Source organism: Bacillus sp. 16GRE42, assembly GCF_019837435.1.
GTDB lineage: Bacteria > Bacillota > Bacilli > Bacillales > Bacillaceae_G > Bacillus_A > Bacillus_A wiedmannii.
The window spans coordinates 1,189,800-1,208,567 of sequence record NZ_JADAXF010000001.1 but is presented as its reverse complement, the minus strand read 5'-3'; the positions used below and the strand labels follow the sequence as shown (position 1 = coordinate 1,208,567).

Sequence of the window (18,768 nt, the reverse complement as noted above, 5' to 3'; positions counted from 1 at the left end):
GGGTGTAAGAAATATATGAATGGCTATAAAACAATAGATAATCAAAATACGCTATTTCTTTTAATTGTTGATACGCTGGACTGGAAAGATGAGGAAGAGCATGTTTTGTGTATCTATGAGGCGATAAATAAATGTCGAGCCTATGTGGAAGGTAAAAAGGATGATAGGAAAAATCCAGTAATAGGTCCAGGAACTAGGCATGTAATTCAAGTCTTTGCTCATTATGAATGTAGTGAGTATGGAAATGATTTTTATGATCTCATTAAAGATTTTTTGCAAGATATAGGATTTGAGTTACATGTTTATATAAATAATAGTAAGTTTACTTACATTTAATAGATTAGTATAAAACAAGATTTTTAATGATAAAGGTGGATATAAATTATGAATAAAAAGATTCTCTTTACTGGGGGCGGTACAGCCGGACACGTAATGATTAATATGGTATTGATTCCTAAATTTATGGAAAAAGGATGGGGAGTTGAGTATATTGGATCTCAAAATGGAATTGAAAAACTATTAGTTCAAAATGTGAAATACAATAGTATTTCAACGGGGAAGCTTAGGAGATATTGGGATTGGGAGAACTTTAAAGATCCTTTTAAAATAATAAAAGGTTGCATACAAAGTTATAAATTGATGAAACGAATAAAACCAGATGTTGTTTTTTCGGCAGGAGGATTTGTGTCCGTTCCTGTAGTAATAGGAGCGTGGATGAATAAAGTGCCTGTAATAATACGTGAACCAGATAGTACGTTAGGATTAGCAAATAAAATAGCATTACCTTTTACTACAAAACTATGCACAACATTCCCTCAGACAGGAGAAACTGTCAGTAATGAGAAGAAGGTTTATGTAGGACCAATTGTAAGGGAAGAAATTGAGAGGGGCAACGTATTGCGGGGAAGAAGCTATTGTAAATTTCAGCAAGATAAACCAGTATTGTTAATTATGGGTGGGAGTCAAGGTGCTAAGTGGATAAATGATATGGTAAGGGAAAGTTTGGAAACATTACTATTAAATTTTAATATTGTTCATATGTGCGGTAAAGGTAAGGTGGATTCATCTATTGGTATGGAGGGTTATATGCAATTTGAGTATATAGGGGACGAGTTGCCGCATATACTAAATATGGCGAGTGTTGTAGTTTCTAGAGCGGGTTCTACTGCTATTTCTGAATTGCTATTTTTGAAGAAACCGATGTTGCTTATCCCGTTAACTAACAGTTCCAGTAGGGGAGATCAAGTTTTAAATGCTGAATATTTTTCTCGGCAAGGATATGCGGAAGTTATACTCCAGGACAGAATAAGTACGAATGTATTCATACATGCAATAAATAAGTTGCATACAAATAAGGAGAGATATATTCAAAACATGAATGGATATAAGAAAACAAATGATGAGGGGATTCGTCAATTAATAGATATAATAAATGAAGTGGTGAAGTAATAGAAATTTAAATAAAAAAACAAAAGGAAAGAAGGTATCTTCTTTCCTTTTTACTATAGTTGTTCAAATTCATTATTACTTATCCATATTAGCTATATACTATGGGTGAATACCGATTTCTAATAGCTCAGTAAATGCATGAGTATGGATAGGTTTACTATAATAGTAACCTTGAATAAACTGACATTTATTTTTTTGAAGGAAATTCACATGTTCTTTCGTTTCTACACCTTCAGCAATGACAGACATTTCTAATGTATGTGCTAATGTGATAATCGTTTTAATAATTTCCATTCCATCTTCACACGTTTCAGACATTGTTATAAATTCTCTTGGGATTTTTAACGTATCTATTGGATATAAAGGTAAATACGCTAGTGAAGAATAACCTGTACCAAAGTCGTCGATTGAAATGTGAACTCCTAAACTCTTTAGTGTGCGGAGCTTTATCAATGTTTCTCGCTCATCCATCATTGCAATGCGCTCTGTTAATTCAAGGTCGAGAGAACTTGCCGGTAAGCATGTAGTTGCTAATGTAGAAGAAATAGACTTTACAAAATCTTCTTGTTCAAATTCTTTAGCAGATAAGTTTACACCAATTTTCAAATGAGAATATCCGAGTGTGTGCCAACGTTTCATTTGCTCACAGGCCTGCTGCAATGTCCATTTTCCTATTGGAATAATTTGTAGTGTTTCTTCTGCAATCGGAATAAATTCGTATGGAGAAATAACGCCTAATTCAGGATGATTCCACCTGATTAGAGCTTCTGCACCGATAATTTTATTAGATTCACTATCAACTTGAGGTTGATATAAAAGGAACAATTCTTCATTTTGTATTGCGTTTGGTAAATCTTTTTCTAATCGTAATCGTCTTTCAATTTTTTTAGCGATTACATCGTCATAAATAGAGACAGAGTTAAGCTCTTTTGCCTTTGCATCATACATTGCAACATTAGCGTTTTTCAAAAGTGTAGCGGTATCGATTCCGGAATGTGGATAAATAGCGATGCCGATACTAAGTGATAAAGTTAATGTATGCTCATGTATGACAAACGGTTTTTCCATGCATTCAAATAACTGGTTGCATAAATCGAATAAGGAATCTTCGTCAGTATAGTTTTCAATTAAGATTGTAAATTCATCGCCACCGATTCTTGACAGATGAGTATGTGATGGAAGACATGATTGGAATCGCTTCGCTACTTCTTCTAATATGTGATCTCCTGCCGAATGTCCAAGTGTATCGTTAATCGCTTTAAAGCGATCTAAGTCTAAATATAATAATGCAAACTCGCTTTCTGTCGTTTTAGCATGTTTTATAACTCTTTTTAATTTCTTATGGAAAAAGGCACGGTTTCCAATCTTTGTTACAGTATCATGGAATGCTAAATACTTTATTTCTTCTTGTTGCTTTTTTAGTGCGGTAATATCTTTTACCATAATATAGCTTCCTGAAATTTGTCCGTCTATTATAATAGGGACGATGGTAACGTATAAGAAATAAGTAAAACCATCTTTATATTTAGAACTTAGTTGTAAGTATGCCGATTCTTGTTGTTTCACCTTTTCTAATGCAGATGTTAGTTTATGTTTGTCTTCATCTAAAATAATCGAAAAACATGTTTCACCGAGTAACTCGTTCGTTGGTGCCCCAAGTAGTATACTCCCGGCTTGATTTACATTTAAGAATACGCCATGTAAATCAATTGTAAAAATAGGATCAGGGTGATATTCATATAACGATTTAAACTTTTGTTGTTTTTGAGATAGAGCCTCTGATTTATGAACTAAATCAGAAGTCCGTAAAGTCACTTTTTCTTCTAGTTGCGCATTAAATGCCTGTAAACGTTTCGTTAGGGAATTGTTTTGCATACGTACAATAGAATGACGAATGAGTACGAAAATAAAAGTAATACAATTTCCTGTAATGAGAGTTGAAGATGATGTTTGTTCTTTTAATGTAAACCCAATTAGTATTGCAACAGCAAGATAGGGAAATACAACTAAAGCCTTTTTTCCTATTATAGGGTTAACAATGAAATAATTTTTATGGCTATTACGATCTGCTGAAATAGATCCAGCTATTGCAATAAATAATATAGGTATTCTATATAAAAGACGTAATAATGTTATCGTTTCAGTTGATAAATGGTTATTTAAGTAAAAGTAAATATAGTTAAAAGTTGCAGAACTTATTAATACAAAAATAAAGATATAAATCTTCCGTTTAGAATTAAAAATTGTCGGACGGAAAAAGAGACTAACGCCTAGTAGAAGAAATAATAAATCTGCAATTGGATATAGAAATGAAAGGAATACATCTCCTAGTGAAAGAGAGAATATATTTAAATTTGGCTGATTAAATAAATACCACTCTAATGTGAATATGGAAGTAAGTACTATACATATATCACAAATAAAGAACGCTTTTTCCCATTTATCGCATTCTTTTAAAATTTTATAACTGAAAGCGATAAGACAAAAGAGTAGAAAAAACATGTAAAATACATCAGAAATAGTAAAACGATGTATTGGAATTTCGAAGAAGCTATCTTGATATGTATATACTATTTTTCCTAATAAAAAACTCCCAATTGCTATTGTGATACATACCCAAAATGGATTTGAACTGACTTTTTTAGAATATATAGAATAAATTAGTGATACAAATGTAATGGCTTCAACGATAAGTGAAGCGAAGCGTACATCCGAATTTGAAAAATGAGTAGGGAACAGATAAAAAAATATAAAATAGATTGAATAGCATATTAATGTTCCAATTAATATACATAGTTGTAAATTTTTATTTAATTTCAATAAAATCACCTTCTTTAATTATGCACTATATTCGTAATATCTATACATAATAATATTATTTAAGAATTGTATCAGATTTCCTTGTAAAAATCTTGTTTATAAGGAAACTATTGAAGAGTTTAATACTTCTTAAAATTGAAAAATATTGAGTTTGATAATATGTACTTCATCAAGATTTTAAATGGAAATTGTATATTTAGTCATCCTTTGAATTGTAAAGGTTTTTTAGTAATTTGTAAGTGGAGATGCACAATTGCATATAAAATGATGAGAATCCTCTTTCTAGCTGATCTTTTGATTGTTATAGGCTATTTTAAGTAAGGTTTTTATTTTTAATCTGAAAATTAACATTTGTAAAAATGTTACAAAGGGATATAAAATAAGAACATGTATTCTTACAGAGTGGATAGTATTTTCACTAAATAGGGAGGACTTTTTATGTTATGGCGAATGAAAGGTGCGGAAATATACTATGAAATTGTTGGAGAGGGGAAACCGGTCCTTATCATACATGGCTGTGCGCCGGATCATAGGTTAATGATGAAATGTATGGAATCAGTATTTCAAAAATATGAAGGTTATCAACGAATATATATTGATTTACCTGGAATGGGAAAGTCGAACGCTCCAGATTGGATAAATAGTTCAGATCATATATTAGAAGTGTTAACTATATTTATTGAAGAAATCATTCCAAAGAAAGATTTTTTACTAGTAGGAGAGTCTTTCGGCGGATATTTAGCTAGAGGGATACTTTCAAAAATGTTTGAGAGAGTCAATGGATTATTATTAATATGTCCTGTGGTTGTTGCGCTGCAAAAAGAAAGACGTTTACCGGATAAACAGATAATTGTACAAGATAAGGAGTTTTTAAATACGTTAACTTCTACCGAAAGAAAAGAATTTAGCGAGTTAGCAGTGGTAGCAAATGAATATACATATAAACGATTTAAAGAAGAAATTAAGCCGGGGTTAGATGTTGCTAATTATGAATTTATTGAAAGGTTGCAAAAAAATTATTCTCTTACTATGGAGTTTCACCGAAAGAAATATGAGAAACCCGTTCTTTTATTAGCAGGAAGACAAGATATATCGGTAGGTTATCGAGATATTATAGAAATTATTGAAGATTATCCAAGAGCAACATTAGCGGTGCTTGATATGGCGGGACATAATTTGCAAATTGAACAGCCTGAACTATTCGAGAGTTTAGTAGGAGAATGGATTACACGAACAAAACAACAAAATTTATAAAAAACGAATGAATATTTTCAAGGAGGAAGTATGAATACATATATTTATATGGTTAGGCACGGTGAATCATCAAAATTAGAAGGGAGTGAAAGAACACGTGGTTTAACTGAAAAGGGAAGTTTAGACGCTCACAGAGTAACAGACATATTAAAAACAGAGGGAATCGATACTTTCATTTCAAGTCCGTATAAGAGGGCTGTGTTAACGATAGAAAAATCAGCCGATTTCTATGAAAAAGAAGTAGTAGTATATGAGAATCTCAAAGAGTGTATGTTTTTAAGTGAGGATAAGATTATATCAGATAAAGAGGTGTATCCACTTGTAAAGAAGATGTTCTCTGATCCGGATTTTGCACTAACAGAAGGAGAGTCATATAAGGATTGTCAGGTAAGGGTAGTGAAAATGTTAAAGAAAATATTAATGAATTTTCAAGGACAAAAAATTGTAATTGGCACACATGGACTTGTAATGACATTAATGATGAATTACTTCAATAACCAATATGGGTTTGAATTTTTAATACATACATCAAAGCCTGACATATATAAGTTGGAATTTAAAGAGGAGCAATTCATGAATGTAGAAAGATTATGGATAGGAGAATGAAACTGCATATATGGAGTGTGTTTTAATTTGTACTTATAAAACACACTCTTTTTTATAGAATGCATTTTTATCAACTATTTTTAGAATGTTAAATTAATAAGTAATTATTCAATTTCTGAATAATATAAATGGAAGTTGGTTTAAGGAAACAATTTTAAATGTGACAAAACTCCAAACGTTGGATTTCTATTCAATTGGAAAAAAAGATGTAGAATTTTGTCTTACGGTCCCCGTTTACTTTTCATTTTATTACATATAGGCTTTGTGGTGTAAGGGGGGAAATCACCTTTACACAAAATTTATAAGGAGGACATTGTAATGAAAAAGATTAAAAAGTTTGCGGGAGTAGCTTTAGCAGGTACGATTGGATTAAGTGGACTACTGTTTTTAGAACCAAGTGTAAGCGCTGCGGAAACCCAGCAGGTGAAAGAAGGAAATTTCAATGCAATTGATGTAATGATGAATCAAAGTGAATTTTATGTATTGAGTGGTAGAAGTATTGATATTCTTTCTGGAGATAAAGAAGCAATCCAGTTAAATAAATACACAATTAGTTTTAGTAAACCAGGGAAGTATGTTATTAAAGTAAATGGTTGTATTTATGATGATATATATATATTTATTGTAAATAAATAGTATGTATTCTTAAATTGTGAGATAAAAAAAGAAACACCCTATTTGCGGTGAGAATCGTAAATAGGGTGAATACTTTGTATTAAGTTGTATTTTAAATATGTTCACTAACTTTCTCTTTGTTATGTAAAGTATGTAAGAGGGTTTGAAACATCTTAAATGATTGCTGAAAGATTGGACTTTGAATAAAGGTGTAAAGAAAAGTTACGATGAAAACAGGACCTCCTAGCATAAATCCAATAACTAGTACAACACATTCTACTATGATTCTAGCACGACTAATAGATAGCCCTGTTTTGTCGGAAATAGTAAGCATGAATCCATCTCGAGGGCCAGCACCAATCCCAGCCGCAACATACATCCCTCCCCCAATACCTGTAATTGCAATACCAGCAAATAAAATGAGTAAGTTTATCCATAAATAATCACTAGCGTTTGGAAGAATGTTTGATTGTAAGAAAAAGTCCATAATGGGACCGATAAGTAGTGCATTTAAAAATGTGCCCACATTTATATATTTTCGATCTACTAATAAAGAAATGAGAACGAGACATAATCCACATATGACACTCCACGTACCAATGGTCCATCCAAATCTTTGGTAGAGAGCCATATTTAAAACTTCCCAAGGGTGTAAACCGAGAAATTTAACTTTGACTGCAAGGGCGTTTCCAAGGCCGAAAAAAATTAATCCCAAGAAAAAAAGAAAATAGCGAAAGAGAGTTAGCCTCATCTTTAAAACCTCCTATATTGTATAATTATGTATATTACATGTAAGAGTTTTAATGTACAAATATTACGACTTTTTAGCTGCTATTTAAAATTGCTAAAATACAAATGAAATATATATTCGCGGTCAAAAAAGTTAAAATATTTCGTTTTAAGGATTATAATAGAACGAGAAACATAAAAGGGAGTGAATGAGTTTGAAACAAGAACTTATTGAAAGATTTACGAGATATGTAAAGATTGATACACAATCAAATGAAGAAAGTCATACAGTACCAACAACACCTGGACAAATTGAGTTTGGTAAGTTATTAGTGGAAGAGTTAAAAGAGATTGGCTTAACAGAAGTAACAATGGATGATAATGGGTATGTAATGGCAACACTTCCTGCTAATACGGATAAGGATGTGCCAGTAATCGGCTTTTTAGCACATTTAGATACGGCAACAGACTTTACAGGTAAAAACGTAAAACCACAAATTCATGAAAATTTTGATGGCAATGCGATTACGTTAAATGAAGAGCTAAATGTTGTGTTAACACCAGAACAGTTTCCAGAATTACCATTATATAAAGGACATACGATTATTACAACGGATGGTACGACACTTCTAGGAGCAGATGATAAAGCTGGTCTTACAGAAATTATGGTTGCAATGAACTATTTAATACATAATCCACAAATTAAGCATGGGAAAATAAGAGTTGCATTTACGCCGGATGAAGAAATTGGCCGTGGGCCAGCGCATTTTGATGTAGAAGCGTTTGGTGCATCATTTGCTTATACGATGGATGGCGGTCCATTAGGTGGTTTAGAGTATGAAAGTTTTAATGCTGCAGGCGCTAAGTTAACGTTTAATGGAACGAATACACATCCTGGAACAGCGAAAAATAAAATGCGTAACGCAACTAAACTTGCTATGGAGTTTAATGGATATTTACCAGTAGAAGAGGCACCAGAATATACAGAAGGCTATGAAGGATTCTATCATTTACTTTCATTAAATGGTGATGTTGAGCAAAGTAAAGCGTATTATATTATTCGAGATTTTGATCGTGAAAATTTTGAGGCGCGTAAACATAACGTTGAAAATATTGTGAAGCAAATGCAAGAGAAGTATGGACAAAATGCAGTCGTTTTAGAAATGAATGATCAATACTATAACATGCTTGAAAAAATCGAACCAGTGAGAGAAATTGTTGATATTGCATATGAAGCGATGAAAAGTTTAAATATCGAACCAAACATTCATCCGATTCGTGGTGGAACAGATGGATCACAATTATCGTATATGGGATTACCAACGCCGAATATTTTCACAGGTGGTGAAAACTATCACGGTAAATTTGAATATGTTTCGGTGGATACGATGGAAAAAGCTGTTCAAGTTATTGTGGAAATCGCAAGACGATTCGAGGAACAAGCTTAAAAAAGAACCAAGTAGTGCGGATGCGCTACTTGGTTTTTTAGTATAATACTCGCCACAAATAAAAAGTTGCGTAAGACTCCCAGTTGGTCCAATTTGCCGCAAAATCTTTTATTTCCTGTTTATTCGGTTTACTTTCAGAACCTGTTATATATTTAATTGCATTGTGCAAGCCAACATCATCAATTGGAAAAGCGGAAGGAAATCGTAAACAACGCATTAAAACATAGTTGGCAGTCCACGGTCCTATACCGTGTATAGCAGTTAATTGTTTTTCAGCTTGTTTCACATCTTGTATTTGCAATAAAGATTCTTTTGATAGTTTTCCTTCTGTAATAAGCTTTGCAATACCGATTACATATTCACATTTTCTAGTCGTCATTTTTAAGTTTTTGAGATCCTCTACATGTAAATTGGCAATCGTTTCAGGAGAAGGGAATATCCAATGTTTTCTACCGTTCCATTCTACATAATTTCCAAAGTGTTCGACTAATCTTCTTTTTAGTGTATAAGCATATGTGAGATTAATTTGCTGACCGATAATTCCCCAGGAAAGTGCCTCAAATAAGTCTGGAATACCTAAAGTACGAAGCCCATAATATTGTTCAATTGGTCCTTGAAGGAGTACATCATGTTTAGCTAATGTATAAAAGGGAGCTAAATCAGTAGTTAAATCAAACCACTCTTTCACATAGTGAGCGACAGCTTCGCATATCGATTTTTCAGATGTATATGATTTTTCTAAAAAACGTATTTGAATATTATCATCCGAGTTGATACTGATTTCAACTAAAGGATTTACATCATGAACAGCAATAACTTTATAAATTTTATTATCTTCAATGTGGAACATACATTCATTGTTAGAACGTGATAGATAGCGCAAATTTTCTTGGAAACTAAATTCTGTTGGAACTGCTAAAGTTAATGCGCTAGTATATTTTGCTGTCATATGCATTCTACCTGAGACTTTTCTAATGTAAGCAACACTTTCTTCATTTCTAATCCGCCCCTAAATCCGGTTAGTTTCCCATTCTTTCCAATAACACGATGGCAAGGAATTGTAATAAGAAGAGGGTTGGCAGCAATAGCGGTAGCAACGGCACGCACAGCAGTAGGTTTGTGCATTCTTTCGGCAATTTCTGAATAAGAATATGTCTTTCCATAAGGAATTTCACGTACCGTATTCCAAACAGATAATTGAAAATCAGTTCCGTAAGCATCGATAGGGAATGTAAAAGTTTCTCGCTTACTTTCTAAATACTCGATAACTTCTTTCGTATATGATGGCAGGTAATCTGGATTACATGCCAATATATGTTGTGGCAATTTTTTTCTAGCCCATATATTTAGTTCTTCAAAGCTTTCATCTTGTGATCCAATGAAGCATAGTCCATTTTCAGTTGCAGCAATATGAAAATGCCAATCTTCATGTGTAAGTAGCGTCCAATATATAAATTTATTTTTGGAGGAATTCATTATTGTATCCTTCTTTCATTTCGTTCTTTTTTCGATATTCAGTAGGAGTAAACCCAGTTTTCTTTTTAAATAAAGTTGCGAAATACTCTGGGTTTTCTATCCCGATAGCAGTACTAATTTCTTTAATGGATTGATTTGTTTGTAAAAGGTGCTCTGCCGCTTTAACAATCCTAAACTGTTGTATATATTCTATTGGGCTTATTCCAGTCATTTTTTTGAAAGTGCGTTGTAAATGAAATGGGCTACCATGGCACATTTCAGCAAGTATGTCGAGAGTTAATAATTCGTTAAAGTCTTTTTCGATACAATCTTTAATTTGTTTTACCCACTCTTCATTAGGTAAAGTGATCCCATTTGGCTTACAACGTTTGCACGGGCGAAAGTTTTCACTCAATGCTTGCTCTGCGTGATGAAAAATTCGTACATTGTTTCTATTCGGTATTCTTGATTTGCATGATGGCCTGCAAAAGATTCCGGTTGATTTCACAGCATAAAAGAATTTACTATCATAGGAAGAATCATTATGAATAATTGCTTGCCAATGCTCATTTGTTAACGTAACCCCTTCATTGTGCAAAGAACATCACCTCTGAAATTAGTATAACCTGAATAAAGTGCGTATGTATGTATTCACAAATGTAAGAGCAAGATTACAAAGGTGAAAATATGATTGTTTTTCTATTTTGTGATAGCATGAAATTTGGAAATAAACATCAAGAGGAGGGCTATAAGTGAAGTTAATTTCATGGAATGTAAATGGCTTGCGAGCTGTTATCGCAAAAGGTGGATTTTTAGAATATCTCGAGGAATCAAGTGCTGATATATTTTGTCTACAAGAGATTAAATTACAAGATGGACAAATTGATTTAAATCCAGAGGGATATTATGCATATTGGAATTATGCCGTGAAAAAAGGTTATTCAGGAACAGCTATTTTTTCGAAAAAAGAACCGCTTGCTGTTACATACGGTTTAGGAATTGAAGAGCATGATCAAGAAGGACGAGTTATCACTTTAGAATTCGAAGATTTTTACATAATTACGTTATATACACCAAATTCAAAACGTGGATTAGAACGATTAGATTACAGAATGAAATGGGAAGATGATTTCCGGGCTTATATTAAGCAATTAGATAAAAAAAAGCCCGTTGTTTTTTGCGGAGATTTAAATGTTGCTCATAAAGAAATCGATTTAAAAAATCCAAAAAGTAATCGTAAAAATCCTGGATTCTCTGATGAGGAAAGGGAGAAATTCACACGTATTTTAGAAGAGGGATTTATTGATACGTATCGTTATCTGTATCCTGATCAGGAAGGTGCATATTCGTGGTGGTCGTATCGTATGGGAGCGAGAGCAAAAAATATTGGATGGCGTTTAGATTATTTTGTTGTTTCGGAAAGAATGAAAGACAAAATAACAGAGGCGAAAATTAATAGTGAAGTAATGGGATCAGATCATTGCCCAGTTGAATTACATATAAATTTCTAAAAAAAGAAGTATCTTCCTAGGATTAGGCGGATACTTCTTTTTTTATTCATTTTGTTAAAATTTTTCAAATCTTTCTTGAAATAATCGCATATTAAATATATACTTAGTAACGATAATCATTATCAGTGGGGAAGATTATCAAAGGATGAGGTGTAAAAAGAATTATAGCTTAGGGGAAGTGAACGAGAATGAGTTCTGGATAGAATTATTAATTTAATGAAATATATATGTAAGATAAGTTTCATATAGTTAAATTTTATTAAGAATATTGTTTGAAAATTCGAGAGGAGATATATAAAGATGAATAAGAAGTTATTTACATTAGGGATGGTTACAGTATTAAGTGTAGGACTAGCAGCATGCAATAGTACGGATAAAACTTCAGGAGAACAAAAGCAACAGACAAAAGCTACGGAAACGAAAAAAGACGAAAAAAGAAAAATTACATATTTAGGTAAAGAATATACAGTACCAGCAAAAGTAGATAAAATTGCGACAGCTAGTTTAGAGTCAATGGAAGATGCAGCGGTACTTGGTATTAAGCCGGTAGGTGCCATTACTGTAGGTGGTAAATTACCGAAGTATCTTGAGAAAGATTTAGAGGGTGCGAAATCTGTTGGTGAGAAAATGCAACCAAATTTTGAAACATTACTACAATTAAAGCCAGACGTTATTACATCAAGTACGAAATTCCCAGCAGAAACAGCTGAAAAGTTTACGAAAGTAGCTCCGACATTCCCAGTATCACATGTTTCAACAGATTGGGAAGATAACTTAAAGTTAATGGGAGAATTAACTGGTAAAAAAGATAAAGCAGAAAAAATTATTAAAGATTACAATGCAGATGCTGAAAAAGCAAAAGCAAAACTAGGAGATAAGTTAAAAGACAAAAAAGTACTTGTCATTAGACTAAGAGCAAACGAATTATTCCTATATCCAGAAGGAGTATACTTCAACCCTGTCATTTATAAAGATCTTGGGCTAACTGCTCCAGAACAACTTAAAGCTGTAAAAGCACAAGAGAAAATTTCATTTGAAAAACTTGCTGAACTTAACCCAGATTATATTTTCTTACAATATGAGGCAAGTGAAAATAAAAATCCGAAAGTGCTAGAAGAAATTGAAAGCAATCCAATTTGGCAAAGTATGAATGCTGCGAAGGAAAAGAAAGTATTTGTAAACGTTGTAGACCCAATGGCACAAGGTGGTACAGCTTGGAGTAAAACAGTATTCTTAAAAGAAGCAGTAAAAAATTTATCTAAATAATACAATAAGTAAGGTGCGTTGAATGATATGCAGAAAACAAATGCAGTACCAGTAACCATATTATGTATAGCACCCATACTGATCTTATTTACAGTTATACTTTCTATTTTGTATGGGGCGAAAAGTATTGATGCTGAAACAGTGTGGAACGCATTATTTCATTTTGATTCAAGCGATGTAAATCATAATATTATTATTACTTCACGTTTACCAAGGGTAGTTGCAGCTCTTTTAGTCGGAGCGTTTCTAGCAATATCAGGAGCACTTATGCAGGGGATGACAAGAAACTATCTTGCATCCCCTTCTATTATGGGTGTGACGGATGGGGCAGCCTTTGTTATTACACTTTGCATGATTTTTCTTCCAGGAATGTCATCAATTGGTATGGTTTTATGTTCAATGATTGGTTCTGCACTAGGAGCCGGTATCGTTTTTGGTTTTGGTTCGCTCCTTCAAAATGGCTTATCACCAGTTAGGTTAGCGATTATCGGAACAGTTATTGGAACATTTTTAAGTAGTGTATCTGCTGCAATGGCTTCATATTTCCAAATTTCTCAAAATGTTAGTTTTTGGTTTAATGCAAAGTTAGACCAAGTGGACCCTAATATCATTAAAATCACGATACCGTTTGGGATAATTGGAATAGTTTTAGCGCTGTTAATATCAAAATCTATTACTATTCTTTCTTTAGGAGAAGAAGTTTCTATTAATCTAGGACAGCGTACAAAACTAGTTAAAGCGATGGCTATTTTATCGGTTATTTTCTTAACAGGAACGGCAGTTGCTTTAGTGGGGAAAGTTGGTTTTGTAGGCTTAATTATTCCGCACATTACTCGCTTTATCATTGGAGTAGATTATAAGTGGATATTGCCATGTGCAGGCGTGATTGGTGGCGTGTTTTTAGCGTTATGTGACGTTTTAAGTAGATTTGTAAACTATCCATTTGAAACACCAATTGGAGTCGTTACCTCCTTAATTGGAATTCCTTTCTTCCTTTATTTAATCCGTACAAGAGGAGGAGAGAGACATGCTTAAAAGTTCGAGTCAGCGCTTTGGAATGACAATGGGGATTATTATATTTTTAATACTATGTGCAATTTATATTAGTTTAACGAATGGTACGTTTGATATTACGATTAAAGATGTATTTAAAACACTCTTTAGAATAGATCCAGTACCAGATCATGATTTAGTTATTTTTGAGTTTCGTCTTCCGCGCATCGTAATCGCTGGATTAGTAGGATTAGGCCTAGGCGTTGCAGGTGCTGTTATTCAAGGGATTACGAGGAATGGATTGGCAGACCCAGGTATTTTAGGAGTGAATGCTGGGGCCGGCACAGCCATCGTTATTTTTATGTTTTTCTTTCAAGGGCAATTAAAGAGCACAGACTGGATGTCTATTATGATGATGCCAATGTTTGGTTTAGTCGGCGGATTAGGTGCAGCTATCATCATTTATCTGTTTTCATGGAAAAACGGTAAGCTAGACTCGCAACGTCTTTTATTAACAGGGATTGCAATTGGATCAGGATTTGGAGCATTTTCTATGTACTTATCACTCAAAATGAAGTCAACTGATTTCGAAATGGCTGCAGTTTGGGTGTCAGGAAGCATATATAGCGCAAACTGGAAGTATATTGTTGCTATGTTGCCGTGGCTTATCATATTAATTCCGCTTATACAAAAAAAAGCTTATTTATTAGATTTATTTCAATTGGAAGAAACGAGTATTACAAGTTTAGGTGTTTCGGTAGAAAGAGAGAAATCTATTTTACTACTAAGTAGTATCGGACTTGTCAGTGCATGTGTTGCAGTTTCAGGAAGTATTGGTTTCATTGGTTTAATGGCACCGCATATAGCGAAAAGACTTGTTGGTATTCAACATAAGCATATCATTCCTACGTGTGGAGTAATCGGAATGTTCCTTGTAATAGCTTCAGACTTTATTGCAAAAACAGTTTTCACCCCTGTAGAGTTACCTGTTGGGATCGTTATTTCTATTGTCGGTGTACCGTATTTCTTATATTTACTTTATAAGGCGAAAGCGTAAGAGGAGGAATAAAAGTGAGTATTTTAAGTGCAAAAAATTTAGAAACGAGTTATGAAAAGCTTACAGTGTTTCGCGATTTAAATGTGGAAATACAAGAAGGAAAAGTAACGACAATTATAGGGCCAAACGGGTGCGGTAAATCAACACTGTTAAAAACGATGGGAAGAATTTTAAAGCAAAAGAGCGGTAAAGTATATTTGCAAGGACAGGATTTAAATACGATTCCAACGAAAGAAATTGCGAAGCAGTTAGCTTTACTCCCGCAAACTCCAATTGCACCAGGAGAACTTAAAGTGGAAGAATTAATTTCTTATGGACGCTATCCACATCGAAATAATGTAAATAAGTTAACTTCAAAAGATAAAGAGATGATTGACTGGGCATTAGATATAACGAAAACTTCTGAATTTCGAACGAGACAAATTGCCAATTTATCAGGTGGTCAAAGGCAAAAGGTATGGCTAGCGATGGCTTTAGCACAAGAGACAGAAGTGTTACTACTAGATGAACCAACGACATATCTTGATATGTCTCATCAATTAGATGTATTACAAATTGTGGAGAAGTTAAATAAAGAACATAATTGTACAGTTGTAATGGTACTACATGATATTAACCATGCAGCAAGGTTTTCAGATGAGATTATTGCAATGAAGGAAGGGGAAATCGTTACAACTGGTATCCCAGAAGAAATCATTACAAATGAAGTGTTAAAAGAAGTATTTCATATTGATGCGCGTGTCATGATTGATCCGTATAATGGATCTCCTGTTTGCTTTGGATACGATAGTGTTGTCTCTCAAGAAGAGAAAGTAGAAATATATGTAACGAGTTAAGAGGGAGGGATATAAGATGAATACTACTATTGAAAAACAGCAGATTATCACAACTAATACAGAACAGTGGAAAATGTATTCGAAATTAGAAGGTAAGGAATATCAAATTCATATTTCAAAGCCGAGGCGACCAGCGCCAGAGTCAGGATATCCTGTTATATACGTATTAGATGGCAATGCTTTTTTTCAAACATTCCATGAAGCGGTTAAAATACAATCAGTTAGAGCGGAAAAAACAGGTGTTTCACCAGCCATTATAGTAGGTATTGGTTATCCAATTGAAGGGGCATTTTCAGGTGAAGAAAGATGCTATGATTTTACGCCTAGTGTAATTTCAAAAGATGCACCTTTAAAACCAGATGGCAAACCGTGGCCTAAAACAGGAGGAGCACATAACTTCTTTACATTTCTGGAAGAAGAACTGAAACCTCAAATTGAAAATAATTATGAGATTGATAAAGGAAAGCAAACGTTATTTGGGCATTCGTTAGGTGGCTTATTTGCTTTACATATACTATTTACCAACTTAAATGCCTTTCAAAATTATTTTATAAGTAGTCCATCTATTTGGTGGAATAACCAATCCGTACTTGAAAAAGAAGAGAACCTTATAAGTGAATTAAACAACGCTAAGTTTGAAACAGGAGTGTTCCTTACAGTCGGATCACTAGAACGAGAGCATATGGTTGTAGGGGCAAACGAATTATCAGAGCGCCTTCTTCAAGTAAAACACGATCAGTTTAGATTTACGTTTTATGAGGCTGAAGGGGAGAATCACGCATCAGTTGTGCCGACCTCTTTAAGTAAAGGGTTAAGATTTATTAGTCACGTATAGAAGGTAGAAAAAAGGTAAGCAATTGCTTACCTTTTTTCCTTATTGTTTAAAGGCAACGTATCCATCAATTAAAAAACTAGTAAAAAAGCGAGTAATTTGAGTAAAGCCACATTCCTCCATAATAGTTAGTAGATTCGTTTCGGAAATAGGGAATATTTCCGTTTCAAAAGAATTTTCAAATCTGTTCCAATCTTCTAATGGAATTTGATTTTGCATCATATGGTTGTGCCAAGCATTTAATTGTGCAGAAAACATACTTGTATGGGGTACACCATTTATTGAAGAGAGAAAGAATGGAGCACCAGGCTTTAAGCGACTACTAATTTCATTAAGTAACTCTTTTTTCTCCTTAATAGTTGGGATGAAGTGAAGAACAAGCATACAAGTAGCAGCATCAAATAATGGATTGGTTAATAATGAATGCACAGTTCCATGTACAAAGTGAATTGGATTTTGTATGCCTTCGTTTTCAATTCTTTTTTTAGCTAACTGTAGCATGCTTTCAGATGGATCAACACCTGTAAAAGATAAGTTGCTATTTTGTTTGCCTATTGAGAGAATTTCTTGTCCACCACCAGCACCTATAACTATTAAATTGGGATTCATATTTTCTTTAGGGAGTGTAGTAAGTAAAAAATGATTCATCATGTTATAAAGGGTAAAATATCCAGGGATTTTTAACGGAATTGTTCGTTCATATGTATGTACAGTATGATCATTCCAGCTCATTTTTTAGCCTCCTCTTTTCCAATAAAGTTTCACTTTATTATGAAATGAAATGGTTAGAGGAAACAATCCCATAAATCTGGGGGGAATAAAGATGATTTATGAACAGGCAACGAAAGAAATAACACTGTTAATGAAAAGCGAGAGCTCAACTAGACCATTTCAAAAAGATTTTTTAAATATATTAAAAAAGGTAATTCCTTTTGATGCTTCCTGCTTCACCGCTATAGACCCGCGTACATTTTTATCAACCGGAGCATATACAGATCAAAGAATTGAACAACTGCATCCGCAGTTATTTATGAATGAATTTTTAGAGGATGATTATAACAAATTTAAAGAGTTAGCACGAAAGCCTCCTCATGTTGGTGCGATACGTATTGTCACAAATGATAATTCGATAAAAAGCGCTAGGTATCGAAATATTTTAAAACCAGCCGGTTTTATAGATGAAGTAAGAGTGGTTTGTATGAGTAAAGGAAAATGTTTTGGACACTTAAGTTTGTTTCGAGATAATACAAAAATACCTTTTCAGCATGATGAATGTAAGTATTTATCGAAGGTGGGTTTATTGGCAGGAGATACTTTAAGAACATCCTTTATAACCCGTTCAGAAGAAAAAATAGAAGTAGTAGGAATGGGCATGATTATATTAAATGAAAATCTTAAACTAAATTATTGGGATGAAACAGGATACATATGGTTATCAAACTTTAGAAAGTATGAACAATTGACTGAAGAGGACATTCCAAGGCCGATACGTGCAGTTTGTTCGCAAGTAAAAGCAAATGAAACTAATAAAGAAGCAACAGTCTGTATAAGTTTAACGTGTGGACAATTTTTGGTTATTCGTGCAAGTAGGTTAGAAAGTTACAGTAGTTGTCATACAGGATATAGGGTTTTGTTCGAAAGTGCACGGCCAGAAGAAGTTTTTCCTCTTCTTGCAGATTCTTATAGTTTGTCTCAAAGAGAGAAAGAAGTGATAGTAGGAATTGTTAGGGGGATGTCAACGAAAGAAGTGGCAAAAGAATTGTGTATTTCTACGTATACAGTTCAGGATCATTTCAAGTCAATTTTTGAAAAGGTCGGAGTAGGCAGTAGAAACGAACTTATATGGGAGCTTTTTTCTAAGTTTTGTTTTTTAAAGGGGGAATACTAAAAGAAAAAT

General features: G+C 33.5%; 19 protein-coding genes. 13 read left to right on the top strand and 6 right to left on the bottom strand.

What is annotated here, in order from left to right:
- Positions 1 to 15: 15 nt before the first annotated feature.
- A complete protein-coding gene (locus ILS93_RS06170) occupies positions 16 to 336 on the top strand; it encodes a DUF6572 domain-containing protein (RefSeq protein WP_064475049.1) in 321 nt (106 codons plus the stop codon).
- 48 nt (positions 337 to 384) lie between these two features.
- The gene (locus tag ILS93_RS06165) at positions 385 to 1,449 is read left to right on the top strand and encodes an undecaprenyldiphospho-muramoylpentapeptide beta-N-acetylglucosaminyltransferase (protein WP_064475050.1); all 1,065 of its coding nucleotides are present in this window, start codon (positions 385 to 387) and stop codon (positions 1,447 to 1,449) included.
- Between the two features lie 99 nt (positions 1,450 to 1,548).
- On the opposite strand, the gene ILS93_RS06160 is transcribed toward ILS93_RS06165, so the two are convergent.
- Positions 1,549 to 4,269, bottom strand: coding sequence for a sensor domain-containing phosphodiesterase (locus ILS93_RS06160; protein WP_064475051.1), 2,721 nt, complete (start codon positions 4,267 to 4,269; stop codon positions 1,549 to 1,551).
- 438 nt (positions 4,270 to 4,707) lie between these two features.
- Here ILS93_RS06160 and ILS93_RS06155 point away from each other — a divergent pair, with 438 nt between their 5' ends.
- The 3 genes from ILS93_RS06155 (at position 4,708) to ILS93_RS06145 (ending at position 6,765) form a co-directional block, all read left to right on the top strand.
- Positions 4,708 to 5,523, top strand: a complete 816-nt coding sequence (locus ILS93_RS06155; protein WP_064469413.1) for an alpha/beta fold hydrolase — start codon at positions 4,708 to 4,710, stop codon at positions 5,521 to 5,523.
- A gap of 30 nt (positions 5,524 to 5,553) precedes the next feature.
- Positions 5,554 to 6,129, top strand: coding sequence for a histidine phosphatase family protein (locus ILS93_RS06150; protein ID WP_064469414.1), 576 nt, complete (start codon positions 5,554 to 5,556; stop codon positions 6,127 to 6,129).
- A 318-nt stretch (positions 6,130 to 6,447) separates the two neighbouring features.
- Entirely contained in the window at positions 6,448 to 6,765 is a 318-nt protein-coding gene (locus ILS93_RS06145) for a hypothetical protein (RefSeq protein WP_222660173.1), read from the top strand.
- A gap of 91 nt (positions 6,766 to 6,856) precedes the next feature.
- Here the strand turns inward: ILS93_RS06145 and ILS93_RS06140 are convergent, their stop codons facing one another.
- The gene (locus ILS93_RS06140; protein ID WP_001241260.1) at positions 6,857 to 7,495 is read right to left on the bottom strand and encodes a YczE/YyaS/YitT family protein; all 639 of its coding nucleotides are present in this window, start codon (positions 7,493 to 7,495) and stop codon (positions 6,857 to 6,859) included.
- A 193-nt stretch (positions 7,496 to 7,688) separates the two neighbouring features.
- Between ILS93_RS06140 and pepT the strand changes: the two genes are divergently transcribed.
- Positions 7,689 to 8,921 (top strand): peptidase T, encoded by a 1,233-nt coding sequence (gene pepT / locus ILS93_RS06135; RefSeq protein WP_222660171.1) that lies wholly within the window; start codon positions 7,689 to 7,691, stop codon positions 8,919 to 8,921.
- A gap of 37 nt (positions 8,922 to 8,958) precedes the next feature.
- On the opposite strand, the gene ILS93_RS06130 is transcribed toward pepT, so the two are convergent.
- The 3 genes from ILS93_RS06130 to ILS93_RS06120 are packed head-to-tail and all read right to left on the bottom strand — an operon-like array spanning position 8,959 to position 10,974.
- Positions 8,959 to 9,870 (bottom strand): DNA-3-methyladenine glycosylase family protein, encoded by a 912-nt coding sequence (locus ILS93_RS06130; RefSeq protein ID WP_222660170.1) that lies wholly within the window; start codon positions 9,868 to 9,870, stop codon positions 8,959 to 8,961.
- Positions 9,867 to 10,397: a methylated-DNA--[protein]-cysteine S-methyltransferase gene (locus ILS93_RS06125; protein WP_222660168.1), complete on the bottom strand. Its 531-nt coding sequence runs from the start codon at positions 10,395 to 10,397 to the stop codon at positions 9,867 to 9,869. The genes ILS93_RS06130 and ILS93_RS06125 overlap by 4 nt, the downstream gene beginning before the upstream one ends.
- Positions 10,378 to 10,974 (bottom strand): bifunctional transcriptional activator/DNA repair enzyme AdaA, encoded by a 597-nt coding sequence (locus tag ILS93_RS06120; protein ID WP_088047325.1) that lies wholly within the window; start codon positions 10,972 to 10,974, stop codon positions 10,378 to 10,380. Before ILS93_RS06120 ends, ILS93_RS06125 begins: the two co-directional genes overlap by 20 nt.
- A 154-nt stretch (positions 10,975 to 11,128) precedes the next feature.
- Here ILS93_RS06120 and ILS93_RS06115 point away from each other — a divergent pair, with 154 nt between their 5' ends.
- The 6 genes from ILS93_RS06115 (at position 11,129) to ILS93_RS06090 (ending at position 16,874) form a co-directional block, all read left to right on the top strand.
- Positions 11,129 to 11,887: an exodeoxyribonuclease III gene (locus tag ILS93_RS06115; protein WP_000767613.1), complete on the top strand. Its 759-nt coding sequence runs from the start codon at positions 11,129 to 11,131 to the stop codon at positions 11,885 to 11,887.
- A gap of 300 nt (positions 11,888 to 12,187) precedes the next feature.
- Entirely contained in the window at positions 12,188 to 13,153 is a 966-nt protein-coding gene (locus ILS93_RS06110; RefSeq protein WP_048545878.1) for an iron-hydroxamate ABC transporter substrate-binding protein, read from the top strand.
- Between the two features lie 27 nt (positions 13,154 to 13,180).
- A complete protein-coding gene (locus tag ILS93_RS06105) occupies positions 13,181 to 14,188 on the top strand; it encodes a FecCD family ABC transporter permease (RefSeq protein ID WP_001173055.1) in 1,008 nt (335 codons plus the stop codon).
- Positions 14,181 to 15,203, top strand: a complete 1,023-nt coding sequence (locus ILS93_RS06100) for a FecCD family ABC transporter permease (protein ID WP_064475057.1) — start codon at positions 14,181 to 14,183, stop codon at positions 15,201 to 15,203. Before ILS93_RS06105 ends, ILS93_RS06100 begins: the two co-directional genes overlap by 8 nt.
- A gap of 14 nt (positions 15,204 to 15,217) precedes the next feature.
- Complete coding sequence (locus ILS93_RS06095; protein ID WP_048545874.1) at positions 15,218 to 16,039, top strand: ABC transporter ATP-binding protein; 822 nt, start codon at positions 15,218 to 15,220, stop codon at positions 16,037 to 16,039.
- A 16-nt stretch (positions 16,040 to 16,055) separates the two neighbouring features.
- Entirely contained in the window at positions 16,056 to 16,874 is an 819-nt protein-coding gene (locus ILS93_RS06090; protein ID WP_064475058.1) for an alpha/beta hydrolase, read from the top strand.
- 39 nt (positions 16,875 to 16,913) lie between these two features.
- Here ILS93_RS06090 and ILS93_RS06085 read toward each other — a convergent pair whose 3' ends face one another.
- Positions 16,914 to 17,603 carry a class I SAM-dependent methyltransferase gene (locus tag ILS93_RS06085; RefSeq protein ID WP_064475059.1) on the bottom strand — a complete coding sequence of 230 codons (690 nt, stop codon included), beginning with the start codon at positions 17,601 to 17,603 and terminating at the stop codon, positions 16,914 to 16,916.
- A gap of 91 nt (positions 17,604 to 17,694) precedes the next feature.
- Here ILS93_RS06085 and ILS93_RS06080 point away from each other — a divergent pair, with 91 nt between their 5' ends.
- Positions 17,695 to 18,759, top strand: coding sequence for a helix-turn-helix transcriptional regulator (locus tag ILS93_RS06080; RefSeq protein WP_064475060.1), 1,065 nt, complete (start codon positions 17,695 to 17,697; stop codon positions 18,757 to 18,759).
- Positions 18,760 to 18,768 lie beyond the last annotated feature (9 nt).